We start from the raw sequence: 24346 nt of genomic DNA on the forward strand, positions 1-24346 counted from the left end.
GTCAGGCCAGGCGTTCGATGCCGGTGACGATGAGGCGGTTGATCGTGTCGGGGAGGAGTTCCTGGGCCGGGTCATGGTGCCGGCCCTCGCGGTGGCGCCGGAGGTTGTGGCCCATGATCGCGGCCATCTTGAAGCGGCCGAGCGCGTCGAACCAGGTAAAGTCGGTGAGTGGACCGGCGGCGGCGCTGTAGGTGTCGATGAGCTCCTCCGGCGTCGGCAGTCCGGCGACCTCGCGACCCACGCCGGGGAAGTTGGTGCCGTCGGCAAAGACGAGGAACCAGCCGAGCTCGACCCGCGGGTCCCCCGGGCTCCAGATCTCCCAGTCGATGAGCGCGGCCGGCTCGGTGCCGTCGGACAGGATGTTGCCCAGTCGGTAGTCGCCGTGCACCAGCACGGGGTCCACCGCATCGGGGATCCGCGCGGTCAGCAACTCCTCGAACCGCGCGGCGTCGGGGACCAGCTCCGGCGGCACGGCGGCCATGGTGCGGGCCCAACGCCTGAGCTCGTCGGCGGGCGAGAGGACCTCGCCGTCGACCGGGAGAGAGTCCAGCGGTACCGCGTGCAACACCGGCAGGACCTCCGCGGCGCGGCGCATCCGCGCCGCGGCCAGGGTGGGCTCGACGGCCGGGTCGTCCAGGACCGGCTCGAGGGACTCCCCCCGCACCAGGTCCATGGCGAACCACGCCGGCTCGGTCTCGTCGGTGGCACGGATTCCGGGCACGGGCACGTCGGTCCCCGCGAGCGCGGTCATGATCCGGGCCTGACGGAGCATGTCGTGACGCCCGATGGCCTTCTGCCCCGGGGGGACGGACTTGATGACGAACGACTCGTCGGCGCCGGAGATCCGGTAGGTCAGGCCCGAATGCCCGCCGAGCATCGGGTCGAGCGCTCCGAAGGGCCCGGACACGCCGGCCGCCTCGAGCCCGGCGACCACGCGGTCACGCAGCTGTGTCTCGTGGGTGGTCTCGGTGGTGTCGGCGGCGGTCATGGCCTCGGCTCTCTGGGTAGGCCGAGCACACGCTCGGCGAGGATGTTTCGCTGGATCTCGTCGGTCCCCCCGGCGATCCGGTAACCCGGGGCGCCCAGGACGTGTTCCGTCCAGGCCCAGGTGCCCCAGCGATCGCCGCGCACCGCGAGCTCGGGACCGAGCAGGGTGCGTACCGTCTCGGAGGTGCGGGCCATCGTGTCCGTGGCCAGGAGCTTGCCCACGGAGGCCTCCGGCCCGGGCTCGCGTCCGGCCACGACCGCGGCGGCGACCCTCATCCCCACCAGACGCTGCACGAAGCTCCGGCAGATCAGGTCGGCCACCTGGTCGCGCTCGAGGGCATCGAGATCGCGTCCGAGGTTCCGCGCGAGCTCGACCGCCCGGTCGGCGTTCTCGAGACCGAGTCCGCCCGAGTCCAGGCGCTCTGCGGCCAGGACCGTCAGCGCGACCTTCCAGCCGGCGCCGACGGGGCCCAGACGGTAGCGGTCATCCAGCTCGACGTTCTCCAGGAGGACCTCGTTGAACGAGCTGCCCCCGGTCATCTGGCGGATCGGCCGCACCGTCACACCGGGCGCGTCCATCGGCACGATGAACACGGTCAACCCCTGGTGCTTGGGGACGTCGGGATCGGTCCGGCACACGGCGACGCCGTAGTCGGACACCGGCGCACCGGAGGTCCACACCTTCGCGCCGTTGATCACCCAGCGTCCGTCGCGCTCGACGGCCCGGGTACGGACCGCGGCCAGGTCCGACCCGGCCTCGGTCTCGGAGAAGAGCTGGCACGCGATCAGATCGGTGCGCAGGAGTGCCCGGACGTACTCGGCGCGCTGCTCCTCGGTGCCCCACTGCGCGATGGTCGGGGCGATGAGTTGCTGCGTGACCGGGAACATCTCGGTCCGCTGCGGCAGGTCGTACTCCGCCTCCAGCCGCCGGAAGGCCAGGTCGAAGGCGATCGGTAGGCCCCGGCCGCCGTACTCGGCACCCCAGGTCAGCGCGCCGAAGCCGGCGTCGAACTTGGCCTGCTCGTAGTCGCGGCGCCGGTCGGTCTCCTCGCGCTCCTGCTCGGGGGTCCAGTTCTCGAACACCACCACCGCGTCGGAGCCCTCACCCCAGGGTCGGGCCTGGCGCGGCGAGGCGACGGTGGACAGCCAGTCGCGGGCGGAGTCGATGAACTCGGACAGCCCCGCGGGCTGGGTGTCGGTAGCGGCGGTCATCGCCGGCCCCCTTCCAGAACGGTGCAGGCGCTGATCCCGGGCGCGCCGTAGACGTGGGTGAACCCGAGCCGCGGTGCCCCGGGGACCTGTCGGTCGCCGGCCTCGCCGCGCAGCTGGGTGACGATCTCGTGGACCTGACGGAGGCCGGATGCCCCGATGGGCTCGCCGTTGGCCAGGCAGCCGCCGTCGGTGTTGACGGGGAGACGTCCACCGATTTCGGTCTCGCCGCGTTCGAGCATGGACTCCTGCTCGCCGTCCTCACAGAACCCGCATTCGGCCATGTGCATGATCTCCGCCCCGGACTCGGTGTCCTGGAGCTGCGCCACGTCGATGTCGGCCGGGGCGACGCCGGCGGTCTCGAACGCCCGGCGGGCCACCTCGGTACTCACGCTGCTCGGCTCGCCGTCGCCCTGCACGGCGGGGCTGAAGACCTCGAACGACCCGAACGGGCGGGTCCCGGTGGACACGGCCCGGACGGCCACGGCGCGGCCGCCCATCCGGGCCGCCACCTTCTCCGAGGCGAGCAGGATCGCGGCGCCGCCCTCACCCGGGTTGCAGAACATGAACTGGGTGAGCGGGTCGTTGACCATCGGCGAGGCGGCGATCTCCTCCAGGGTCTTGGGATCGCGGCGCCAGGCGTTGGGGTTGATGCTGCCGTTGCGGTAGGCCTTCTCCGCCACCCGTGCGAGCGTGGTCTCGGAGATTCCGTGGCGGGCCATGTACCGGGTGATCTTCATGGCGAAGAACTGGGTGGTGACCATGAGCCCGTGGGTGCCGTACCCCTCGGTGAGGCCCCAGTCCTCGGCCCGCGGGTCGAACGCGCCGCGCGGGTGCTTGTCGAACCCCACGGCCAGGGCCACCTCCGCGGCTCCGGACCGGATCGCGTTGATGGCCGAGACCAGTGCGCTACCGCCTGTGGCGCACCCGTTCTTGACGTTGGTGAAGGGGATCCCGGTCAGCCCCAGGTCGGCGACGAGGGTGTCGGCGAGGCCGGAGCCGTCGCTGCCGCCGAAGGCGATCTGCACGTCCTTCCACTCCAGGCCGGCGTCCGCCAACGAGGTGCGGATGGCGGTCACGGCCATCTGTCGGCCGGTGACCCCGTCCTGGCGTCCGAACTTCGACAGTCCCGCGCCGACGATGAAGACGTCCGACATCAGTTCTCCTCGGTGGTGGTGGCCGCCAGGGAGAAGCGCGGCACGGGATGGGCCTCGACGAGGTGGACCTCGCTGCCGATCAGCTCGGCGGGAGAGGTGCCGTCGAGGAGCGCCTCGACCTTCACGCCCTCGGGCAGTTCGACGTATCCCACGGCGAAGGGGGTGAACCCGCCTGCCGGCGGGACGTAGGGGGGTGACTTGGGCGGGAAGCGCTGGATCGTCGCGGTCCACACCGTCCCGGTGGTGGACAGGTCGATCCCGGTCGTCTCGGCTCCGCCGCAGCGCTGACAGCTCACGGACGCGGGAAACGCCACGGTCGAACAGTGGTCACACCGACTCCCCCGCAACCGGGGCGACTCGTTCTCGTTCTGGGTCATGGTGTGCAGTCCTCCTGTTGTCCTGTGACGTTTCCCGCTCCGTGATGAGACCGTCAGATCAGCGGCCGACCCACTTGGGCTCGCGCTTCTCGAGGAACGCCTGGACGCCCTCCTTGCCGTCGGCCGACTGCAGCGAGTTGCCGACCGCGAAGTGCTCCATGATCATGAGCGACTTGATGTCGGCGTCGAGGCCCTGGTTCACGGCCATCTTGGTGAGCTTCATCATGAACGGGCTCTTGTCGGTGAGCTGTCCGATGAAGTTCTCGACGCACTCGTCGAGCTGGTCGGCCGGGGCCGAGTCGTTGATGAGGTCGAAGTCCTTGGCCTCCTTGCCCGAGAGCAGCTTGCCCGTGAGCATGAGCTCCTTGGTCTTGCGCAGGCCGATCATCCGCGGGAGGCGGTAGATCGGGCCGGCGCCGCCGAACAGGGCGCGACGGATGTGGAAGTCGCCGATCTTGGCGTCATCCGCGGCGATCGCGAAGTCGCAGGAGATCATGAGCTCGAAGCCGCCGGCGGTGACGTAGCCCTCGAGGACCGCCACGGACGGCGTGTTCATCGAGTAGAGGCGGTCACAGACCTGGGCCGAGAGGACGCCGACGTCCATGGCGTTGGTGGTGCCGACGAAGTCGCCCAGCAGCTCGTTGAGGTCGAAGCCCGAGCAGAACTGGTTGTTCACGCCACGGAGGACCAGGACCTTGAGGTCGGGATCGGCGTCGACCTCCTTGATGATCTCGTCCAGGCGGTGCAGGAGCTCCACCGTGACGGCGTTCTTGACATGCGGGCGGTTCAGCCAGACGCGGGCGACGTCGCCGTCCTTCTCCAACAGCACGTGGTCGGTGTCAACCATGATCGTTCCTTTCGTTGTTCCTGAACTGGATTCAGTTCATGTCTACAGGGTCGCGGCGAGTCCGTCAACCCATATCTCGAACTTGGTTCAATTTGGCCCCGAAGGGGCGGTTCGCACAGGTCAGGCGACCGCGGCGAGCTCCTGGAGCGGGTAGATCTTGAGGCTCTCGGAGCGGAAGCTGATGACCACGGGCTCGCCCGGCTCGGCACGCCGGAGCCACGCTCCGTGGGTCGCGGAGGAGGCCCGGAGCCGGTACTTCTCCGGGCCGGCGCCCACCACCACGTCGTAGTGTCGACCACCGAACTCGGCGGACAGCAGGGTGGCGTCCAGGACGATCTCCCGGTCGGACACGTCCTCGTCCGTCCGGTGCAGGACGATGTCGTCCGGCCACAGCCGGGCCGCGATGGCCTGGTGGCCGCCGGTCTCGCAGCGGAGCGGCAGCTCGGTGCCCGCGGCCGTGGTCCACTCGAGCCCCGTGCGGTGCAACTCGAGCCTGTTGGACATCCCGATGAAGTCCGCGACGTACTCGCTCACCGGGTGGTCGAACACGTCCTGGGGTGTGGCGAGCTGCTCGATCTTGCCGTGCTTCATGATCGCCAACCTGTCGCCAAGGGCGAAGGCTTCCGAATGGTCATGGGTGACGAACACCGCGCCGAACCCGAGTTCCGAGTGCAACCGGTGGATCTCGGTGCGGACCTGGTCGCGGAGTAGTGCGTCGAGATTGCTCAACGGCTCGTCGAAGAGCACCAGGTCGGGCCTGGCCGCCATCCCCCGCGCCACCGCGATGCGCTGCTGCTGCCCACCGCTGAGCTGGGCCGGATACCGGTCCAGTAGGTGGCCACAGTCGACCATCCCGGCGGCTTCCTCCACCCGTCCGGCGTTGAGCGCGTCCTTCATCTTGCGCGCCTTGAGCGGGTACGCGATGTTCTTGCGCACGGTCATGTTCGGCCACAGCGCGTAGGACTGGAAGACCATTCCGATGCTGCGCTTGTTGGGAGGGACGTTCACCCGGTTGGCCGCGTCGAACATCGGGTCACCGTCGAAGGTGATCGATCCCTCCTCCGGGGTCTCGAGCCCGGCGAGGCACCGCAGCGTCGTGGTCTTCCCACACCCACTGGGCCCGAGCAACACGAGGAACTCCCCCGCGTCGATCTCCAGGTCCAACTGGTCCACGACGACGTTCGTTCCGTACTTCTTGGTGAGACCGGAGATCTCGATTCTGGCGGTCATCAGACTTCCTCGTAGTCGTGCCGGCGGTGAGGCGCGGCGGTGGGACGTGGGTACCGGGCGGGCGTCGACCCGCGGGCGGGGCTCACAGCTTCTCCAGGACGTTGCGGCCGCCCACGAGCATCGCGACGGCCACGCCTGCGCCGGTCACGGCCGACATGAGGATGGCCATGGCGGCGACCAGCGTGTAGGAGCCGTTGCTCCAGTGGTCGTAGAGCAGGGTGCCCATGACCTGGGTCGTGGCGGAGCGCACCATGAGGGACGCGGCGAACTCGTGGGTGAGCAGGATGAACATGAGCGCGATGGAGCTCAGGATGGTCGGCCTGAGCATGGGCAGGGTCACCCGGAGCATCGTGGCCACCGGGCCGGCACCCGAGACCGCGGAGGCCTCCTCGTACTTGTCCCCCATGGAGATGAGCGCGGTGAGCTGCATCCGGGTCGCGAAGGGGATCATCAGCACCACGTAGACCAGGACGATCACGGCCTTGGTGCCGTAGAGGATCAGGGGCGGCTCGGTGTAGGTGAGCAGGAACCCGACGCCGAAGATGACCGCGGGGATGCCCATGGGCAGGGCGGTGACGAGGTCGGCCAGGGTCCGCAGGATCTTGAGGTCCTGGCGGCGGACCATGAGGTTGGCCACGCCGAACCCGATGGGCACACAGATGAGGACCGCGATGATCGAGGTCACGACACTGGTGACGACCGAGTCGACGATGCCGGGGGTCGAGATCAGGGCCTCGTAGTTGGCGAGGGTGAACAGGTCCCAGGACAGCTCGCCGGACCAGTACGGCGTCAGCGAGACGATGATGACCCCGGCCAGCGGGAGCACCAGTGCCACGAGCCCGTAGACCGCCACGATGACGGCCGCCCACGGCGAGGACCCACCGACAGGGGCGAACGACTTGCCCCCGTGGGTGACGAAGCGGGACTGGTTGCCGAGCAGCACCTTCTGGCCGAACACCACGAGGATGCCCACCACCACGAGCGGCGACCCCGCGGCCGCGGCGGCGGCGAAGTTGATGGGCGACTCCGACGCACGGAGGTACATCTCCGTCGCCAGGACCTTGACGCCCTCGTTCTGTCCCAGCAGCAGCGGGGCGGTGAACTGCCCGAGGCCGAGCAGCAGCGCGACGCCCGCCCCGTAGATGAGCGACGGCCGCAGCAACGGCAGGACGATCTTGAAGAACGTCCCGATTGTCGTCGACCCGCTGATCTGCGCGGCCTCCAGGTGCTCGCCGCTGATGTTCTGCATGCCTGCGCTGACGAACAGGTACACGAACGATGTGAGGCTGAAACCGGTGATGATGATGATCCACGTCGGGCTGTAGACGTTCACCGGCCCGGACTGGAGGTCACTCCACCAGGGCAGCATCCGGAGCAGGATGTTGATGTAGCCCGGCCCGGGCGAGAGCAGGAAGGCGAAGCCCACGACGTTTGCCACGGACGGGATGACGATCGGCAGGATCGGCACGAGCCGCAGGAACCCCATCCGGCGCGGGAGCCGGGAGGTGGCAAAGGCGAGGACGGTCCCGCAGACCATCGCGATCACCAGAGAGAAGAACGCCAGGGCCGCGGTCGTCTGCAGGGTGTCCAGGATGTCGGCGCGGCCGTACTGGGACCGGTAGCCCCGGGCACCGTTCTCGAACGCCAGGGTCTGCAGCTTGATCAGCGGCCACACCACCAGGTACCCGAGCACCAGGATCAGCGGCAGGTAGATCAGGCGCTGGCGCCATATCGCCTTGGAACCAAGACCTGTCATGTGGGATCGACCTCTGCTTCGTCGTGCGCGCGGGCGGGTGTCGGCCATGGGCGGCGGGCCCGCGGGAGTTGCCGACCGCTGCGAGGAACTGAGGAGCGTCACCGTAGGAACTTCTGCTCCCACTCGGCCTGGAACTGCTCGACCGACTCGGGGTCGAGCGTGTCCGGGTCACCGAGTTCGACGTCCTGCGCGGTCACCGTCGACCCCGGCACACCGGTTCCGGGGACATCCGGGAGCACGGAGAGGTAATCGGCGGAGATGGCGGCCTGACCGGCGGGCGTGAGCAGGAAGTCGGCGAGCAGCTGCGCGGCGTTGGGGTTGGGCGCCGACGCCAGGACGTGCGAGTACCACGGGACTCCCCACGGCTTCTCCGGCAGCGCGAACCCGACAGGGGCGCCCTTGTCCTGCTCGGTGACGATGTTGCTGGCCGCCATGGGGGCCGCCCAGACCTCACCGGAGGCGAGCGCCTGCGTGATGGCCACCGCGCTCGGGTAGACGCGGGGCTTCACCGTGACGAGGCGGTCGAGGAAGTCGGCGCCGTAGTCGACGTCGATCTTGCGGTACATGTCGACGTAGGTGGCGATCCCGTTGGGGTTCTGGATGCCGACCTTGCCCTGCAGTCGCGGGTTGAGGACGTCATCGGGGGTGCTGAGCCCCTCGGGGACGTTGGTCGTGTTCCAGCCCAGACCGAAGACGGTCGCGCTGGTGAGGAAGAACTTGTCCTCGATCACGCTCTCGGCGGCGTCGTACTCGGGGTTCTCGATCGCGGGTGCGACCACCTCGGCCGAGTAGTCGGTCTCGAGACTGCGGGAGATCCATCCGGCGTCGGTGGTCATGTGCACGTCGGCGACACCGGACCCGGTCGAGTTCTCCACCTCGATCTTGGGCAGGATGTCGGCATCGGTTCCGCGGACGTAGGTGAGCGAGATGCCCGGGTACTCGGCCTCGAACGCCTTCTTCAGCGCCTCGAGGTTGTCCGGGGAGTGCGTGGAGTAGATCGTCACGCTCCCCTCGTCCCGGGCTGCCGTGACGATCTCGTCCCATGAGCCGGCGAGTTCGGAGCCGGAACCGGAGCCGGAGCTGCAGCCCGTGAGGATGAGGGCGAGCGCAGCCCCGCTGGCGACGGCGGCCTTGATCTTGGGAAAGCTCATCGCTTTCCTCCTTTCACGACTCACCCGAGCGAGTCGAATTGAACTAGATTCAGATGGAGAATATGACGTGTGTCACCCGTATGCAAGAGCGAGCGGACGTTAACTTCCGGGGACCCACTTACGGGTGCGGAGTCACCTGAGGAACTTCTGCTCCCACTGCGCGACGTACTGCTCGACCGCCTCGGCCTCGAGCGTGTCCGGGTCGGCGAGATCGAGGTCCTGGGCGACGACGTCCGACCCCTCGACGCCTGTTCCGGGGATGCCCGGGAGGGCCGCGATGTAGCTACGGGACAGGGCCTGCTGCCCCTCGGGCGTGATCATGAAGTCGGCGAGGAGCTGGGCCGCGTTGGGGCTGGGCGCGGCGGAGAGCACGTGTGAGTAGAAGGGGATCCCGATGGGGTTGTCGGGGAGCGCGAAGTCGACCGGCGCGCCCTTGTCCCGCTCCACGAGAACGTCCATGGAGGCCCCGGGGGCGGCCCAGACCTCTCCGGAGGCGAGCGCCTGCGTGACGCCCGGTCCACTGGTGTAGACCCTCGGGTCGAGGGTGGAGAGCCGGTCGACGAAGCCCGCCCTGTAGTCGATGTCCATCCGGCGGTAGATGTGGACGACGGCCGGATACCCGGCCGGCGTGACCACCCCGACCTTCCCCGTGAGTCGCGGGTCGAGGAGATCCTCGGGGGCCCGCAACCCGTCGGGCACGTGGGTGGTGTTCCACGCCAGGCCGATCGACGTGGCGCTGGTGACGAAGAAGGTGTCGTCGAGGACCCCGTCGGCCGCCCGGTAGTCCGGCTGGTCGATCGCGGGCGCCACCACCTCGACGGAGTAGTCCCCCGAGTCCAGACTCCGGTGGATCCACCCGGCATCGGTGGTCATGTGCACGTCCGCGATCCCGTTTCCGGTCCGGCTCTCCACCTCCACCTTGGGGATGAGGTCGGAGTCGGTGCCGCGGACGTACGTCAGGGTGATGCCGGGGTACCGCGCCTCGAACGCCGCTTTGAGCGCCTCCAGGTTGGCCGGGGCGTGGTTCGAGTAGAGCGTGACCGCCCCCTCGGCCGTCGCCGCCTCGACGATCTCGTCCCACGATCCCCCGAGCTCCGGACCGGATCCTTCCGCGGACCCACACGCGGTCAGCGCCACCATCGTGGCGAGAGCGGCGGCCGCGGCCTTCACGCCCCTGCTCCTCCCGCCCGTACTCTTCACGCCCGTACTCTTCACGCCCGTGTCGGCTTTCATCCGAGGCCTTCCTGCTCTCACGAGTCCACTGACTTGAACTCACTTCAGCAAGAGTATGACAACCGTCACACCGTGGTGGCGAATCGCCGTGATCCCCGCGAGACCGCGGGGCGGCACGCGGGGCGGTCTCTCGGGAGCAGAACGCTGGCGGCACGCGGGTGCCGTCACCCCCGTCAGACGGTGAAGCGCCCGCCGTTGCTGAGCAGTACCGCGCCCACGACGTTCGAGGCCTGGTCCGAGGCGAGATAGGTGATGTTGTCGGCGAGCTGGTCGGCGGTCGCGTAACCGAACGCGCTGCCCTCGTTCATGCGCTTGCGGACCGACTCGGGGGTCCGGGCCGCCATCGCCGTGTCGACCGGGCCCGGCGCCACGGTGTTGACGCGGATGCCGAAGTGGATGACCTCCTTCGCCACGGACTGACAGAGGGCGTGCACGGCCGCCTTGGACGAGGCGTAGTGCGGGTAGCCGACGAGGGTGTCGAAGGCGGCGGACGACCCCACGGTCACGATCGCTCCCCCGCCGGTCTCGCGCATCGCCCGCACCGACTCGCGCAGGACGTGGAACGTACCGTCGAGGTTGACCGCGTGGATCCGGCGCCACGTCGAATCCTCGACGCGCGTCAGCACGTCGAGGGGCTCGTCCTTCTCGGCCGCCTCGTAGATGTGGCCCTTGGCGATCGGATCGTCGATCCCCGCCGCGTGGACCACCACGTCCAGGCGCCCGTCCGCCGCCACCACCGACTCGACCAGCCGTCTGACCGCGTCGGGATCCGCGACGTCCACCCCGTGGGCGGCGCCTCCGATCTCCTCGGCGACCGACCGGGCCGCGTCCTCGGCGAGGTCCACCACGTGGACGCGGCGGGCACCGTCGGCGGCGAGCTGCCGCGCGACGGCCGCGCCGATCCCCGAGGCACCTCCGGTGACGAGCGCGACCTTGCCCTCGAATCGCTGCTGTTGTGCTGTGGTCATGATGTCCGTCCTGTTCTGTTCGCCCGGTCTCGCCGGGTCGGGGTGGGTGAGGGGTCAGCGGGTCACATCGACACGACGAGACGTCCGGTGACCCGTCCGTCGCGAAGCCGGTCGATCCCCTCGGGGACCCTGTCGAAGGTCAGGTGTTCGACGGCCGGCGTGATCCGTCCGTCCGCCAGGTACCGGTACACGGCGGTGATGTCGTCTTTGGTCCCGCCGGAGGACCCGCGGATGACGGCCTTCTGGTGGATGACGTCCGCGGTGACGAGCTCGGAGGTGTGCGCGCCCATGCCGATCATCACCACGGTTCCGCCCACCCGGATGGCCCGGACCGCTGCCTGCGCCGTGGAGCCGAACCCGGCGAAGTCGATGACGGAGTCCAGGCCCGCGCCGGCGAGTTCGGCGGCATCGCCCACAACCCGGGTCACGCCGAGGGACTCCCCGAGTTCGCGCGCGGCCGGGCTGGGGTCCGCGGCGTGCACCTCGGCGCCCAGCAGCACGGCGATGCGCGCGCCCACCTGTCCGAGACCGCCGAGCCCGATGATCCCCACCCGGTCGCCGGCCTTCACGCCCGCCACCACGGCCACGCCGTGGTGCGAGGTCATCCCGGCGTCGGTTCCCAGGGCCCCGAGCTCGTAGGACAGGCCGTCCGGGAGCGGGACGAGGTCGGCGGCCGGCGCCAGGTGGTAGGCCGCGTATCCGCCGTCGCGGCCGTATCCGGGCACCGTCGCGCCCAGCGGGTGGACGCCGCACCGGTCCCCCACCGCGATGCCCGTGACCCCGGACCCCACGGCGACGACGTCGCCGGCGATCTCGTGGCCCAGCGTGATGGGGTTCCGGTGGATGTTCTCCGCCCACGACGGCTCGTCCAGCTCCCCCACGTCGGAGTGGCACATCCCCGCCGCGCGCACGCGCAGCAGCACCTCGCCCGCCCTCGGCCCGGTCACCGGCACCGTCGCCAGGGTAAGGGGCCGCCCCGTTCCGGTCCACTGCCAGGCCTGCATCCGAGCGGGGATCCCCGTCGCGTTCGTGTCCACTCCCACCATCCTTCTCGTCTGTGTCCGTCCGGTCGTCTGTGTCCGTCCGGGCGTGCCGGGCCGGGCCCGGTCAGATCTCCGCGCCGAGCCGGTAGCCCTCGGCGATGGCGTGGCTGATCCGACGGGGCGTGAGCGCGTCGCCGATCACGCTGACGTCGTCCCGGCGTCCCAGCGTCCGGGCGAGGCCGTCCACCGCGACGCGCGGCCGGTGCCACACCACGAGGTCCGCCTCGAGCGGCGAGACCTCGCCACCGAAGACCGGGACGAGTCGACCCACCTCGTCGTCGTCGTTATCGTCGGCGCCACCGCCGCCGGCGCCGGGCAGTTCCAGCCCCGTCGCCACGTGGAACCGCGCCCCGGCCGAGCCCAGGCGCCCGAGCATGGGCCCGACGCTCTCTGCCGGCACCCGGGAGGCGAGTGCGGTGAGCGGGGTGACCACGCGCGTGTCCCAGCCCCGTGCGACCAGGGCCTCGGCCGCGCTGTAGGCGGGCCAGAACCCGTCGCTCTCGTCGTAGACCACCGCGCGCCCCGGGGCGCCGGGGATCGCGCCGGTGAGGACGTCGTCCACGGTGACGACGGCCGGTCCGCGCCCGCCCGTCGGCGCGGGGCCGGGGCGGGATCCGGTGGCGACGACGACGTGGTCGGCGGCGTCCACGAGTTCGGCCAGATCGTCGGGCGCGATCTCGGCTCCCAGGTTGACGTCCACCCGCAGGCGGCGCATCTCCCCGGCGAGGTAATCGATCACGTCGATGATCGTGGCCCGGTGCGGCGAGGCGGCGGCCACCCGCACGGCGCCGCCGAGCTCCGCCGCGGCCTCGAACAGGGTCACCCGGTGCCCACGTCCCGCGGCCACCCGCGCCGCCTCCAGCCCGGCGGGACCGCCACCGATCACGAAGACGTCCTTGGGCGAGGCCGCACGGACGCCGACGCCGGGGTGGCGACCGCGGCCGATCTCCGCGTTGACCGCGCAGTGCAGGTGCGGGTCGAACGCCCGGCAGTCCTGGTTGATGCCCAGGCAGCCGCGGATCTCGGTGAGCCGGCCCTCGGCCGACTTATTGGGCAACTCGGGATCGGCCAGTAGCGCGCGGGCCATGCCCACCAGATCCGCCTTGCCGCTGCGGACGACGTGGTCGGCCGTGGCGACGTCGCGGATGCGCTGACCAACCAGCACCGGCAGACCGGTCTCCGCCCGCACGCGGGCCGCCGAGTCGACGGCGACGGCGTCCGGGTGGGACGCGTCCTTGACGTACTTGCCGCGCGTGCCGTGGGTGATGCTGAAGTAGTCGACCGACCCCGAGTCCGCGAGGTGGCGGGCGATCCGCACGCAGTCCTCGATGTCCATGCCGCCGGGGATCTCCTCCTCCCCGCTGAGGCGGACGCCCAGGACCATGTGTGCGGGCATCGCGTCGCGCATCACGGCCACGACCTCGTCGAGGAACCGCATCCGGCCGGCGAACGAGCCGCCGTAGGAATCGGTGCGCAGGTTGGTGGCGGCCGACATGAACTGGGCGGGCAGGTACCCGTGGGCGGCGTGGATCTCGGCGCCGTCGTACCCGGCACGGGCCAGGTTCGCGGCGGACACCCGCCAGCCGTCGACGATGTCGGCGATCTCCTCCACGGACAACTCGTGCGGGGGGTAGGCGTCACGGACGGTCTTCAGCGCGGACGGGGCGCTGGGCGGCGAGTCGGATTCCCCACCGATGAACTCGCGGCCCAGGTGGACGAGCTGGCCGATGATCTTGGCGCCGTGACGGTGCACCGCCGCCGCCTTGTCGGCCAGCGCGGGGACGACCTCGTCGATGTAGGCCTCCACGAGCTTGCGCGAGCGCAGCGTGGTGGTGGGGTGCACGACCGTCGCCCCGCCCACGATGAGGCCGACCCCACCCTGCGCCAGGCGCTCGAAGTGGTCCTGGTCCCCGTGGGTGGGAACGCCGTCGGTGGCCATGCTCGTGCCGGCCGGCAGCGCCACCAGGCGGTTGCGCAGGGTGAGCGGGCCGATCGAGAACGGGGAGAACGCGGAGGGGAACGGGGTGTCCACGCGGCGGCCCCTCAGGCCCCGGCGGCGGCGTCGCCGGCCCGCAACCCGAACACCAACGCGGGGGCCAGGCCTCCGGCGTAGGCGCGTCGGTAGACGCCACCGGTGTCCGAACCGGCGGCGAGCAGCCCCGGGATCGCCGTGCCGTCCTCGCGCAGGACGGAGGCGTCGGCACCGATCCGGATCCCCACGAACGGGAACGTCACGGCCGGCGTGGTCTCGATGATGTAGTACGGACCCCGGTCCAGCGGGGCGAAGTCGTACTCGCGCGGGGGCACGACCTTCTGGCCGGTCTCGTTGACGCGGCGGATCCCCTCGGCGATCTTCGCGCCGTCGTATCCCCACTCCTCGGGCAGGTACTCGAACTCCTCCAGCGACTCCGCCAGACCGCAGCGCCCACCGCGCTTGGAGGCCTCGGTGTACTTGTCCACGGCGACCGCGCCCTCGACATAGGAGCCACAGATCCAGTCGCGGTAGACGCGCTCGTCCGCGATCAGCAGGCCGCGTGCCTCGAGCTGCTCCATCAGCGCCATCGCGGTGAGGTGGTCCCCCTGGGTCTCGTCGACGAACCGCTCGCCGTGGAGGTTGAACAGGAGGGCGTGCTCGGAGTAGTACAGGGACAGGCCGACGTAGTCGCCGGAGTCGCGGAACGGCAGGCCCGACGGGATGAGGTGGCCGTAGAAGCCGGCGTCGGGCAGGCCGATCGCGGCGTCGACCGACTCGGCGAGCGCCAGTCCGCCGCCGTCACTGTGGGGGTTGGACCGCAGCGGGAACGACGAGGCCAGGGGATGCAGGTGCTTCTCGACCAGCTCGGTGTTCGCCTGGAACCCGCCGGTGGCGAGCAGGACGTGGCCGGCCCGGATCTCGCGGGATCCGCCGTCGGCGGACCGGACCGTCGCCCCCACCACCGCCCCGTCGGAGGTGAGCAGGCCCTCCACCGTCGTCCGCGTGTGGATCTCTCCCCCGGCCGCCTTCACCTCCCGGGCGCAGGCGTCGAGGTACTGGTTGGTGTCGAAGGCGTGGCCGATCCCGTAGCGCAGGACCGGGACGCCGTCGGCGCACTCGACCCCGCGGCCGCGGATCCAGTCGAGCCCGGCCGGGAAGTCGTCGACCACCGCGTTGCGCAGGTCCTCCTCCCCGTGGGGGTTGATCTCGGCCATGATCTGCCGGGTGGGCGCGGTCCAGGCATATCCTGCGAATCGCGCGGATCCGCCGATCTCCCCGGCCTTCTCGATCACGACCACACGGGCGCCGCGGGACGTCGCCCGCGCGGCGGCGGTGAGGCCGGCCATGCCGGCCCCGATGACGAGAAGATCGACGGCGTTATCCATGGGCACTCCCGGTTGCATCGTGACTGTGACGGTCCCCACCCTAGCACCAACCTGAAGTCAGTTCACTTTGTTTCCCGCGTGGGGGTCAACGGTTTCTCGCATCCACCGCGGTGAGCCGGGGGCCGGAGACCGAGTCGGCCAGGGACGCGACCCGCAGACGCAGCCGGGTCTCCGGAACCGTCAGTCGATCGCTCTCCTGCTCGGTGAACTCGGCGACGCCGCTGACGACGTAGGTCTCCACCAGGAGCGACGGATCGGTCCGGTCGCACTCGAGACGCCAGCGGCGGCCCCCCAGGCGCAACCGCGACCGACGCAGGTCCCTCATCGCCGCCCGGAACTCGGCCTCCCCCGCCGGCGGGACGCGGTACTCGTACGTCACGAGGACCCGGTGCGACGCCGCGGCGCCGGTCGCGGGCGTCCCGGACTCCGGGGAGCCGAGCCCCGGCGGCGTGGTGACGCCGTCTCCGGCGGCGAGCACGGGTTCGATCCCGGACTCCGCGCCCAGGCCGATCACCGCCAGGGAGACGCAACTCAGCGTCATGATCGCGGCGGCGGCGAGCAGTGCACCCTGCAGCCCGATCGCGTCCGTCACCACGCCCCACAACAGCGACCCCACCGCCTGGGTGCCCTGGAAGATGAGCAAAATGAACGCGATCAGCCGGGGCCGGACCCAGTCGGGGAAGAACTGATGCCCCATCGACATCCAGGTGCTCTGCACACTCACCCACGCCGCGCCGGCGAAGAGCATCGCCACGGCGACCAACGCGGTCGAGGTCGACAGCGCGAGAACCGCCAGGGCGAGGCCGTAGACCAGCGCCCCGATCGCGGCGAACACCGTGACGCGCAGGCGGCGCCGGAGCCCGCCGAACCCCACCACCGCGACGACGGCGCCGGCCCCGATCAGGGCCATGATCGCGCCGAAGCCTGCTGATGACATGCCCAACCGCTCGTGCACCGCCAGCGAGATCAGGGCCCACAAGGCGCTTGACGGGATGCCGAAGAGGAACAGTTGGAACAGCAGGCGTGTGGTCCACGCGGAGTAGGTGACGAAGCGCAGGGCCCCGACCAGCTCCGGCAGGATCGGCCGGCGGGGTGCCGTCCGGTCGGGGGAACCCCGCTCCCGCAGCCACAGGGCCAGGCAGCAGCCCGCGGACAGGACGGCGACCACGGCGAAAGTCCACGCGGCACCGACCACTCCCAGCCCGATCCCGGCGAGGAGCGGCCCGACGGACCGGGCCGTGTTGAACACGGCTCCGTCGACCAGCGCGGCGGTGGGGATGAGACGCCGGTCCACGGTCTCGGGCAGCAGCGACTGCCAGGACACGCCCACCGCGACCAGCGCCACCCCCACGAGGACCACCGTGACGATCATGGGCGCGGAGCCGTCGGCGCCCGTCACGGTGAGGACGAGCGCGGTGAGCGCCGCGAGGGTGGACAACGCGGTGGCCCCGGCCATGAGCCGGGTCCTGGAGGCGTGGCCCGCGACCACTCCCAGTGGGAGCGCCAGGACGAGGAACGGCACCGCCATGGCGGCGGGGGCGAGCGAGATCACCGACGCCGGCTCCCCGCGCTCGGTGAGCACCCACTGCACCGACACGACGTGGATCCACACCGCGACGGCGTTGGCCAGCTGCACGGGCATGAGCGCCCGGAAGGCACGCTCGCGCCAGAGCGCCGAGGCAGGGGATGTGGCCGGGTGCGGCGGCGGAGCGCCGGGCCCGGAACTCACCATGTGTCCCAGTGGATGAACTCCTCCGCCGGGGGCCGCCACGCCTGCTTGAACGCGGTACCCGTGTGATGGGCGACGGGGATCATGCACACCTGCTCGACCACCGCCGGGTCGATTCCTGCGATCCGTGCGACCTCGGCCTCCCGGCCCAGCGTCATCCCGGTCCAACAGGTCCCCAGTCCGCGGAGGCGGGCGGCGAGCATGAAGTTCCACACGGTCGGGTAGACGGTCCCCAGGCGATGCTTGGCCGCCAGCACGTCCCCGTCCGCGAGCCGCGGCGTCAGACACGGGATCACGATGGCCGGCACTCGCGACATCACGGTCGCGAGATGCTCGGCCGAGTCCCGGGTACGACGGCTCTGGGCCGCGTGTCGGGGGTCGGGATCGACGCGGTTGAACAGTCCGGCCTCGCTGGTGCGGTAGAACCGGTCGAACTCCTCCCGGTAGATCGCGCCGATGGCCGCGATCCGGTCCGGGTCGCGCACGATCACGAACTCGGTGCGCATGAGGTTCGACCCCTGTGGCGCCTGGAGAGCGTCGGCCACACAGTCCCTGAGTAAATCGGGTTCGACGTCACGGTCCAGGTCGAGCCGCAGACGGACGGCCCGGGTCGTGGTGATGAGTTCGTGCGCGCCGATGTGCTCCAGCGCGCTCCCGCTCGTGTCCGCGGGCCCGGCCGCCACGACTCAGACCCCGACCAGGTCGGCGACGGCGCGGCGGGCCTCCCGGCCCCCTCCGAACGCCCCCTCGTCCCCGAGGACGCGACGCAGGTAGAAGTGGGCGGAGTGTTCCCAGGTGAAGCCGATCCCGCCGTGCAGTTGGATGGCCTCGTAGGCGCTGCGGGTGGCGGCGTCGGCGCACACGGAGGAGGCGACGGCCACCGCGATCTCGGCATCGGGGGCGTCGGGCTCGTCGAGGATCGCCATCGCGTACATCGCGGCGGCGCGGGCCCGCTCGCGGTCGACCAGCATGTCGGCGAGCCGGTGTTTGATGGCCTGGAACGACCCGATGGTCCGGCCGAACTGCTGACGCTGCTGCACGTAGGCGACCGTGGCGTCCACCAGATGTGAGGCGATCCCGGCGTGCTCGGCCGCGAGGGCCGCGGACTGAACGCGTCGGAGTTCGGCGAGCACCTCCCCGAGCCGCTGCGGACCCACGATGACTCGTGCTGGTGCGCCCGCGAGGTCCACGTCGGCCCGCCGTCGGGTGAGGTCCATGACCTCCCTGGGGTGACGGGAGGCGTCAGCGAGGTCGATCACCGCGAGGACGTCGGAACCGTTGTCGGTGGCGACGACGACGAGGTGGTCGGCCGCGGCACCCCAGAGCACCCCCTCGATCTTCTGCTCGGCTCCCACCCCGCCGTCGCCGTCGAGGGCCACGGTCGCGTCGAGCGCCACCGCGAGGGTGGCCCGCCCAGCGATGACGTCCCCGAGCAGCCCGGAGATCGCGTCGGTGTCGTCCGCCCGGACCAGGGCCCGGCACCCGACCACCGCGCTGGCGAGGATCGGCTCGGGCAGCAGTGCGGCACCGGTCTCCTCGAGCACCACCCCGAGGTCGCCGAAGCCGAACCCGTGCCCGCCGAGCTCCTCGGGGACCGCCAGGGCGGAGATCTCCAGCTCGTCGTTGAGGGTGGCCCACCTGGCCCGGGAGAAACCGGGGTCCGTCTCGGTCGAGGTACGCACCTGCTCGTGGGTGGCGTGGCGAGCGACGAACTGGGCGATGACAGACCTCAGCTCCTCCCGTTCCTCGGAGGGGAGGATGATCGAGGGATCAGCTTCTGGCTGGGCCGTCCGACGGTGCTGGGTCACGGGGTTCCTCCACTTACGCTGCAATTGAGCCGAGTTCAGTTCATCCCATGACAGCACGGTGAGCCGCGTCACGCAAGCCCCTTGAAAACCGGGCGCCAACTGAACTAAGTTCGATTCATGTCGCTGACCGAATCCACGCTCGTCTCCTATTACGCGAAGATCGACGCGGGCGACCTCGACGGGGGGCTGGAACTCCTGGCGCCCGGGGTCTCGTTCGCCATCATCCTCCCCGGCGCCGCTGTCCGTGGCGAGAACCGACAGGGGGTACGCGAGTACCTCGAGGGCCGGGGCCCGGTGGATCGTCGCCACGTCCCCACCCACGCGACCCGTGAGGGTGAACTCGAGTTCGTCTACGGGGCGGTCGTCGAGGACGGGGTGACCATCACCGGGCACTTCCTGGCCTCCGCGAGGATCGGCGACGACGGACTGATCGCCGGGTACCAGGTCGCCTTCGACCCGGAGCTCGGGCTCGTCTCCCCCACCCTCGACCGATGAACGGAGCACCACCCATGTCCACCGACACCCCCCTGCTGCACGCCTGGTTCGAGATCATGGACTCGGACGACCCCGACCGGGTGCTCGACCACATCACCGACGACTTCCAGCTGTCCATCCTCTTCTCCAAGGGCGAGTCCGCGGCCGAGTTCGACGGTGACCGCGCCGGTCTGGTGGTCTACCTCGAGCAGCGTGAGAAGAGCGTCCTGACGCACCACATCCTCAGCGGCACCCGCGTCGGGGACACCGAGCTGTGCCTCGGGGAGACCCGCAGGGACGGCGAGTTCGAGGCGAGCTTCAACGCCAGCGCCCAGCTCACCGAGGGCGACAAGGTCCGGCGCCTGCTCATCTGCCGCAGCCCCAAGGTCCGCTTCACCGACTGAATCACCGCCACCGGGTCACCCCCGGGACGGCAGAAACCCCCGCAGCCGGGCTGCGGGGGTTTCTCGTCTACGCGGGGGCGCGTCAGCCCAGGATCTTCCAGTCCTCGAGCCCCTCGTACAGCGGCTTCGACGCGGCCAGCGCGGACACGCGCTCGCGCAGGGCGGTGACGTCCGCACCCGAGCCCGCGGCCAGCGCGGTGCCGATGATGTCCGCGACCTCACGGAAGTCGGCGGTCTCGAACCCGCGGGTGGCCAGCGCGGGCGTGCCGATCCGCAGGCCCGAGGTCACCATCGGCGGACGCGGGTCGAACGGCACCGCGTTGCGGTTCACCGTGATGCCCACCTCGTGGAGGAGGTCCTCTGCCTGCTGGCCGTCGAGCTGGGAGTCGCGGAGGTCGACCAGCACCAGGTGAACGTCGGTGCCGCCGGTGAGCACGGAGACGCCGGCGTCACGGCAGTCCTGGGCGGTCAGCCGCTCGGCGAGGATCGCGGCGCCCTCGAGGGTGCGCTGCTGACGCTCGCGGAACTGCTCGGTCCCGGCGATCTTCATCGCGGTCGCCTTGGCGGCGATCGCGTGCATGAGCGGGCCGCCCTGCTGGCCCGGGAACACCGACGAGTTGAGCTTCTTGAACAGGTCGAGGTCGTTGGTGAGGATCATGCCCGAGCGCGGCCCGCCGAGCGTCTTGTGCACGGTGGTGGACACGACGTCGGCGTGCGGGACGGGGCTCGGGTGCAGGCCGGCGGCCACGAGGCCGGCGAAGTGGGCCATGTCCACCCACAGCTTGGCGCCGACCTCGTCGGCGATCTCGCGGAACTTGGCGAAATCCAGGGTCCGCGGGTAGGCCGACCAGCCGGCGATGATGACATCCGGCTTCTCCGCCAGCGCCATCTCACGGACGGTGTCCATGTTGACCTGCATGGTCTCCGGGTCCACCTCGTAGGCGGCGACCTCGTAGAGCTGGCCGGAGAAGTTGAGCTTCATCCCGTGCGTGAGGTGCCCACCGTGAGCCAGCGACAGGCCCATGATCTTGGAGCCCGGCTTCGCGAGCGCCATGAGCACCGCGGCGTTGGCCTGGGCGCCCGCGTGGGGCTGGACGTTCGCGTACTTGGCGCCGAAGACCTCCTTGGCGCGGTCCCGCGCGAGGTTCTCCACCACGTCGACGTGCTCGCACCCGCCGTAGTAGCGCCGGCCCGGGTAGCCCTCGGCGTATTTGTTCGTGAGCACGGAACCCTGCGCCTGCAGGACCGAGCGCGGCACGAAGTTCTCCGACGCGATCATCTCGAGCGTGTCTCGCTGTCGTGCGAGCTCGCCGGCCATCGCCTCGGCGACCTCCGGATCGAGCTCGGACAGGGAGGCAGTGAACACGTCGGTGTTCGGGTCGGTCATCGTTGCTCCTCGCGCGTGGGCTTCTCACTGCGTACGAATCGTGTGGGGCCACGGCTCGTCTCGTCGTCGTCGTCAGTCTAGTGCCACGCCACCCTGACACCCCCTCCCCCGTGGCCACCTGCCACAATCGGGAACCGTGAGCAGACATGCCGGCGACTACACGCCGTACGTCGAGTTCGACCGCCGGAGCTGGCGGCGGCTGCGTCGTGCGATGCCCATGGTGCTCACCGAACAGGACCTCGAGGGCCTGCGCGGCCTCGGCGAGCACCTCGATCTGGACGAGATCGCGGAGATCTACCTGCCACTTAGTCGACTCATCCACCTGCAGGTTTCCGCCCGGCAGCGGCTGTTCCAGTCGACCAACCTGTTCCTCGGCGAGACCGTGGACGCCCCCATGCCGTTCGTGATCGGGGTGGCCGGATCGGTGGCGGTCGGTAAGTCCACCTCCGCCCGTGTGCTGCGCGCGCTGCTCACCCGCTGGGACTCCCACCCCCGGGTGGACCTCATCACCACCGACGGTTTCCTCCACCCCAACCGCGAGCTCCAGCGGCGTGGGCTGATGCACCGCAAGGGCTACCCGGAGTCCTACGACCGACGCGCCCTCCTACGGTTCGTCACCGAGGTCAAGTCCGGTGCACCGGTCGTGCGTGCCCCCGTGTACTCACACACCAAGTACGACATCGTGCCCGACGAGTTCATCGAGGTCCGCCGCCCGGACATCCTCATCGTGGAGGGCCTCAACGTCCTGCAGACCGGGCCGCGCCTCATGGTCTCGGACCTGTTCGACTTCTCGCTCTACGTCGACGCGCGCATCGAGGACATCGAGCAGTGGTACGTCGAGCGCTTCCTCGAACTGCGCAGCACGTCGTTCTCCAACCCCAACTCGCACTTCGCGCACTACGCGGACCTGTCCGACCAGGCGGCCCGGCTCGCCGCCCGCGAGATCTGGATGTCGATCAACCGCCCGAACCTGGTGGAGAACATCCTGCCGACCCGGCCGCGCGCGACGCTGGTGCTGCGCAAGAACTCGGACCACTCCATCCAGCGACTGCGTCTGCGCAAGATCTGACGCCGGGCCGCGGGCTGTGGGCCCCGGATAGACGACAGGGCCGCAGCCCTCGCGAGGAGGAGGGCTGCGGCCCGCGATCAACGGGGTCCAGTCGTTGTTCTCCTAAAAGGTGCGTTCCGGCCAGAGGAACTCGAGCCGGACACGGGAGATCAGCCACTCCCCGTCGACCTTTCGATACTCGTCCTGATAAATCCCCAGGTAGAACAGTGGGTTCTCGTGCCCGCCCGGGGAGCTCAACGTGCCCTGTCGAGTGAGGTATTCAATCAGGTACCAGCGGCCCTTGGCCGTGTTTTCTCCCGTCAGCTCGATCCACGGATTGGTGACCGCATGGATCGCGTTGTAGGGCGCACCGACCTGCTCGGCCACGGCGGCGTAGTTCGCACGAATGGTCTCCCTGCCCACCCAGTCACCGCCGTACTGCTCGTCGAACTCGCAGACCGCGTCCTCGGTGAAGATCGAGCCGAGCTTCTCGATGTCTTGGTTGTCGAAGTAGGCTGAATAGGCCAGCCGCAGATCCTTGATCTCCTCGATCGCCAGCATGCGGTCGATCCTGTCCTGCCTCGACATGTCAGACGCCATGGCGATCAGGCTCCCTTCCGGACGCCGGTTGTCACGACGTCCGCCTGCTCGACCACCGACTCCGGGATGATCATCGACGGATCAACCGAGATGGTCTTGGGGATGAGGTACCCCTCCAGGCCGGCGACACCGTGCTCACGACCGATACCAGACTGCTTGAAGCCGCCGAAGGGCGAGTTGAAGTCCGCCGAGAAGGAGTTGACGGAGAACGTTCCGGTACGGATCTTCCGCGCGATCGCGAAACCGCGCTCGACGTCGGTGGTGTAAACCGAGCCCGCGAGACCGTAGCGGCTGTCGTTGGCGATCCGGATCGCGTCCTGCTCGTCCTTGTAGGCGACCACGGCAACGACGGGACCGAAGACCTCCTCCTGCGCGATCTCCATGTCCGGGGTGACGCCGGTGAGCAGCGTCGGCTCGACGTACCAGCCCTTGTCGAGCCCCTCGGGCACACCGCCGCCGAACGCCACCGTGGCGCCCTGCTCTACGGCGCGCCGGATCATGCCGAGAACACGCTCGCGATGGGTCTCGGTGATGAGCGGCCCCATGTCCACATCAGGGTCGTGGGGGTCCCCGACCTTGATGTCCGCCATCGCGGTGACCAGGCGGTCGACGAGATCGTCGTGTCGAGCCTCGGATACCAGGAACCGGCTCTGGCACACACAGCTCTGCCCGCTCGAGGGGATCACGCTGACGCCCAGCAGAGTCGGCACGGTCGTGTCGAGGTCGGCATCGTCCAGGACGATCGCCGCCGACTTGCCGCCGAGCTCCAACACGACCGGGCGGATGAGCGAGCCGCACTCGCGCCCGATATGCGACCCGACCGTGGTCGATCCGGTGAAGCTGACCATGTCGACGTCCGGGTGTGAGACGAGGTATGCGGACTCCTCGGGGCCGGCCGCCACGATGTTGATCACGCCGGGAGGGAATCCGACCTCGTGGACGAGTTGGCCCAGCGCGAACACAGCGAGCGGGTCGGGCTCGGGGACCTTGATCACAACCGTGCAGCCCGCGACGATCGCTGGCGCGACCTTCTGCGAGGTCCCAGGCATGGTGAAGTTGTAGGCGACCATGGTCGCCACCACGCCCACCGGTTCCTTCACCACGAGCGCCTGAGTCTCGTAGGGCATGATCATGCCTCCCGCCGAGCCTCCGGCCAGCGGCCCGAGGTCGGCGGTCCGGACCTCTTGGAACGGGTAGTTCCGGCCCACCTCCGCGTTGTAGTTCCAGTGCAGGGTGGGCGCCACGGCTTGGTAGACGTCCGCGAGCATGCGGGTGCACCCCAACTCGTCCACCAGGAGTTCGGCCATTTCGTCCTTGACCTCGTACAGCCTCGTCGCGAGCGCCTCACACAGTGCGGCGCGCTCCTCGACGGGCCGCGTGGCCCAGTCGGTCTCGTAGAACGCGCGCCGCGCGGCCTCGACCGCCGCATCGATGTCGCCGCGTGTCGCCCGGGGCACATCACCGATCGGTTCACCGGTGGACGGGGACACGACCGTGAATTTCTCGGTCGAGTCCGTTGACCGCCACTGTCCGTCGATGTAGAACTCGCTGTAGCTCCTGGGGAGCATCGATCCTCCT

General features: G+C 69.9%; 22 protein-coding genes. 3 read left to right on the forward strand and 19 right to left on the reverse strand.

Annotated elements, in window-relative coordinates; all coding sequences use genetic code 11:
- Position 1: 1 nt before the first annotated feature.
- The 16 genes from L8M95_RS03590 to L8M95_RS03665 form a co-directional block, all read right to left on the reverse strand.
- Positions 2-988, reverse strand: coding sequence for a phosphotransferase family protein (locus L8M95_RS03590; protein WP_260488018.1), 987 nt, complete (start codon positions 986-988; stop codon positions 2-4).
- The gene (locus tag L8M95_RS03595; RefSeq protein WP_260488020.1) at positions 985-2199 is read right to left on the reverse strand and encodes an acyl-CoA dehydrogenase family protein; all 1215 of its coding nucleotides are present in this window, start codon (positions 2197-2199) and stop codon (positions 985-987) included. Before L8M95_RS03595 ends, L8M95_RS03590 begins: the two co-directional genes overlap by 4 nt.
- Positions 2196-3353, reverse strand: coding sequence for a thiolase family protein (locus tag L8M95_RS03600; RefSeq protein WP_260488022.1), 1158 nt, complete (start codon positions 3351-3353; stop codon positions 2196-2198). Before L8M95_RS03600 ends, L8M95_RS03595 begins: the two co-directional genes overlap by 4 nt.
- Positions 3353-3730 carry a Zn-ribbon domain-containing OB-fold protein gene (locus L8M95_RS03605; protein WP_260488023.1) on the reverse strand — a complete coding sequence of 126 codons (378 nt, stop codon included), beginning with the start codon at positions 3728-3730 and terminating at the stop codon, positions 3353-3355. The genes L8M95_RS03600 and L8M95_RS03605 overlap by 1 nt, the downstream gene beginning before the upstream one ends.
- 58 nt (positions 3731-3788) lie before the next feature.
- Complete coding sequence (locus tag L8M95_RS03610; protein WP_260488025.1) at positions 3789-4577, reverse strand: enoyl-CoA hydratase/isomerase family protein; 789 nt, start codon at positions 4575-4577, stop codon at positions 3789-3791.
- Between the two features lie 120 nt (positions 4578-4697).
- Positions 4698-5807 (reverse strand): ABC transporter ATP-binding protein, encoded by a 1110-nt coding sequence (locus L8M95_RS03615; RefSeq protein WP_260488027.1) that lies wholly within the window; start codon positions 5805-5807, stop codon positions 4698-4700.
- 82 nt (positions 5808-5889) lie between these two features.
- Positions 5890-7563, reverse strand: coding sequence for an iron ABC transporter permease (locus L8M95_RS03620; RefSeq protein WP_260488029.1), 1674 nt, complete (start codon positions 7561-7563; stop codon positions 5890-5892).
- A gap of 98 nt (positions 7564-7661) precedes the next feature.
- A complete protein-coding gene (locus L8M95_RS03625; RefSeq protein WP_260488031.1) occupies positions 7662-8714 on the reverse strand; it encodes an ABC transporter substrate-binding protein in 1053 nt (350 codons plus the stop codon).
- Between the two features lie 132 nt (positions 8715-8846).
- Positions 8847-9884 (reverse strand): ABC transporter substrate-binding protein, encoded by a 1038-nt coding sequence (locus tag L8M95_RS03630; RefSeq protein ID WP_260488032.1) that lies wholly within the window; start codon positions 9882-9884, stop codon positions 8847-8849.
- Between the two features lie 236 nt (positions 9885-10120).
- Positions 10121-10915 (reverse strand): SDR family NAD(P)-dependent oxidoreductase, encoded by a 795-nt coding sequence (locus L8M95_RS03635; protein ID WP_260488033.1) that lies wholly within the window; start codon positions 10913-10915, stop codon positions 10121-10123.
- Positions 10916-10977: 62 nt separating this feature from the next.
- Positions 10978-11952, reverse strand: coding sequence for a zinc-binding dehydrogenase (locus L8M95_RS03640; RefSeq protein WP_260488034.1), 975 nt, complete (start codon positions 11950-11952; stop codon positions 10978-10980).
- 70 nt (positions 11953-12022) lie between these two features.
- Positions 12023-13990, reverse strand: a complete 1968-nt coding sequence (locus L8M95_RS03645) for an FAD-dependent oxidoreductase (RefSeq protein ID WP_260488036.1) — start codon at positions 13988-13990, stop codon at positions 12023-12025.
- A gap of 11 nt (positions 13991-14001) precedes the next feature.
- Positions 14002-15318, reverse strand: coding sequence for an FAD-dependent oxidoreductase (locus L8M95_RS03650; protein ID WP_260488038.1), 1317 nt, complete (start codon positions 15316-15318; stop codon positions 14002-14004).
- An 85-nt stretch (positions 15319-15403) separates the two neighbouring features.
- Entirely contained in the window at positions 15404-17050 is a 1647-nt protein-coding gene (locus L8M95_RS03655) for an MFS transporter (protein WP_260488040.1), read from the reverse strand.
- Positions 17044-17730 carry a nitroreductase family protein gene (locus L8M95_RS03660; protein ID WP_260488042.1) on the reverse strand — a complete coding sequence of 229 codons (687 nt, stop codon included), beginning with the start codon at positions 17728-17730 and terminating at the stop codon, positions 17044-17046. Before L8M95_RS03660 ends, L8M95_RS03655 begins: the two co-directional genes overlap by 7 nt.
- Before the next feature lie 3 nt (positions 17731-17733).
- The gene (locus L8M95_RS03665) at positions 17734-18855 is read right to left on the reverse strand and encodes an acyl-CoA dehydrogenase family protein (RefSeq protein ID WP_260488044.1); all 1122 of its coding nucleotides are present in this window, start codon (positions 18853-18855) and stop codon (positions 17734-17736) included.
- 117 nt (positions 18856-18972) lie between these two features.
- Here L8M95_RS03665 and L8M95_RS03670 point away from each other — a divergent pair, with 117 nt between their 5' ends.
- Together L8M95_RS03670 and L8M95_RS03675 are read left to right on the forward strand one after the other, a co-directional pair.
- Entirely contained in the window at positions 18973-19350 is a 378-nt protein-coding gene (locus L8M95_RS03670) for a nuclear transport factor 2 family protein (RefSeq protein ID WP_260488046.1), read from the forward strand.
- Between the two features lie 14 nt (positions 19351-19364).
- Entirely contained in the window at positions 19365-19733 is a 369-nt protein-coding gene (locus tag L8M95_RS03675; RefSeq protein ID WP_260488048.1) for a hypothetical protein, read from the forward strand.
- 82 nt (positions 19734-19815) lie between these two features.
- On the opposite strand, the gene glyA is transcribed toward L8M95_RS03675, so the two are convergent.
- The gene (gene glyA, locus L8M95_RS03680; protein WP_260488050.1) at positions 19816-21120 is read right to left on the reverse strand and encodes a serine hydroxymethyltransferase; all 1305 of its coding nucleotides are present in this window, start codon (positions 21118-21120) and stop codon (positions 19816-19818) included.
- A gap of 136 nt (positions 21121-21256) precedes the next feature.
- Between glyA and coaA the strand changes: the two genes are divergently transcribed.
- The gene (gene coaA / locus L8M95_RS03685) at positions 21257-22189 is read left to right on the forward strand and encodes a type I pantothenate kinase (protein WP_260488052.1); all 933 of its coding nucleotides are present in this window, start codon (positions 21257-21259) and stop codon (positions 22187-22189) included.
- Positions 22190-22291: 102 nt separating this feature from the next.
- Here the strand turns inward: coaA and L8M95_RS03690 are convergent, their stop codons facing one another.
- Together L8M95_RS03690 and L8M95_RS03695 are read right to left on the reverse strand one after the other, a co-directional pair.
- Positions 22292-22729 (reverse strand): nuclear transport factor 2 family protein, encoded by a 438-nt coding sequence (locus L8M95_RS03690; RefSeq protein WP_260488054.1) that lies wholly within the window; start codon positions 22727-22729, stop codon positions 22292-22294.
- Between the two features lie 44 nt (positions 22730-22773).
- Positions 22774-24336 (reverse strand): aldehyde dehydrogenase, encoded by a 1563-nt coding sequence (locus L8M95_RS03695; protein WP_260488056.1) that lies wholly within the window; start codon positions 24334-24336, stop codon positions 22774-22776.
- Positions 24337-24346: the final 10 nt, after the last annotated feature.

It is taken from the genome of Dietzia sp. B32 (genome assembly GCF_024732245.1).
Classification (GTDB): domain Bacteria; phylum Actinomycetota; class Actinomycetes; order Mycobacteriales; family Mycobacteriaceae; genus Dietzia.

What these genes read in the sequence shown, in the direction of transcription:
- L8M95_RS03590 (WP_260488018.1), bottom strand. Translation starts at nt 988, where the DNA reads ATGACCGCCGCCGACACCACCGAGACCACCCACGAGACACAGCTGCGT.
- L8M95_RS03595 (WP_260488020.1), bottom strand. Translation starts at nt 2,199, where the DNA reads ATGACCGCCGCTACCGACACCCAGCCCGCGGGGCTGTCCGAGTTCATC.
- L8M95_RS03600 (WP_260488022.1), bottom strand. Translation starts at nt 3,353, where the DNA reads ATGTCGGACGTCTTCATCGTCGGCGCGGGACTGTCGAAGTTCGGACGC.
- L8M95_RS03605 (WP_260488023.1), bottom strand. Translation starts at nt 3,730, where the DNA reads ATGACCCAGAACGAGAACGAGTCGCCCCGGTTGCGGGGGAGTCGGTGT.
- L8M95_RS03610 (WP_260488025.1), bottom strand. Translation starts at nt 4,577, where the DNA reads ATGGTTGACACCGACCACGTGCTGTTGGAGAAGGACGGCGACGTCGCC.
- L8M95_RS03615 (WP_260488027.1), bottom strand. Translation starts at nt 5,807, where the DNA reads ATGACCGCCAGAATCGAGATCTCCGGTCTCACCAAGAAGTACGGAACG.
- L8M95_RS03620 (WP_260488029.1), bottom strand. Translation starts at nt 7,563, where the DNA reads ATGACAGGTCTTGGTTCCAAGGCGATATGGCGCCAGCGCCTGATCTAC.
- L8M95_RS03625 (WP_260488031.1), bottom strand. Translation starts at nt 8,714, where the DNA reads ATGAGCTTTCCCAAGATCAAGGCCGCCGTCGCCAGCGGGGCTGCGCTC.
- L8M95_RS03635 (WP_260488033.1), bottom strand. Translation starts at nt 10,915, where the DNA reads ATGACCACAGCACAACAGCAGCGATTCGAGGGCAAGGTCGCGCTCGTC.
- L8M95_RS03650 (WP_260488038.1), bottom strand. Translation starts at nt 15,318, where the DNA reads ATGGATAACGCCGTCGATCTTCTCGTCATCGGGGCCGGCATGGCCGGC.
- L8M95_RS03655 (WP_260488040.1), bottom strand. Translation starts at nt 17,050, where the DNA reads ATGGTGAGTTCCGGGCCCGGCGCTCCGCCGCCGCACCCGGCCACATCC.
- L8M95_RS03670 (WP_260488046.1), top strand. Translation starts at nt 18,973, where the DNA reads ATGTCGCTGACCGAATCCACGCTCGTCTCCTATTACGCGAAGATCGAC.
- L8M95_RS03675 (WP_260488048.1), top strand. Translation starts at nt 19,365, where the DNA reads ATGTCCACCGACACCCCCCTGCTGCACGCCTGGTTCGAGATCATGGAC.
- glyA (WP_260488050.1), bottom strand. Translation starts at nt 21,120, where the DNA reads ATGACCGACCCGAACACCGACGTGTTCACTGCCTCCCTGTCCGAGCTC.
- L8M95_RS03690 (WP_260488054.1), bottom strand. Translation starts at nt 22,729, where the DNA reads ATGCTGGCGATCGAGGAGATCAAGGATCTGCGGCTGGCCTATTCAGCC.
- L8M95_RS03695 (WP_260488056.1), bottom strand. Translation starts at nt 24,336, where the DNA reads ATGCTCCCCAGGAGCTACAGCGAGTTCTACATCGACGGACAGTGGCGG.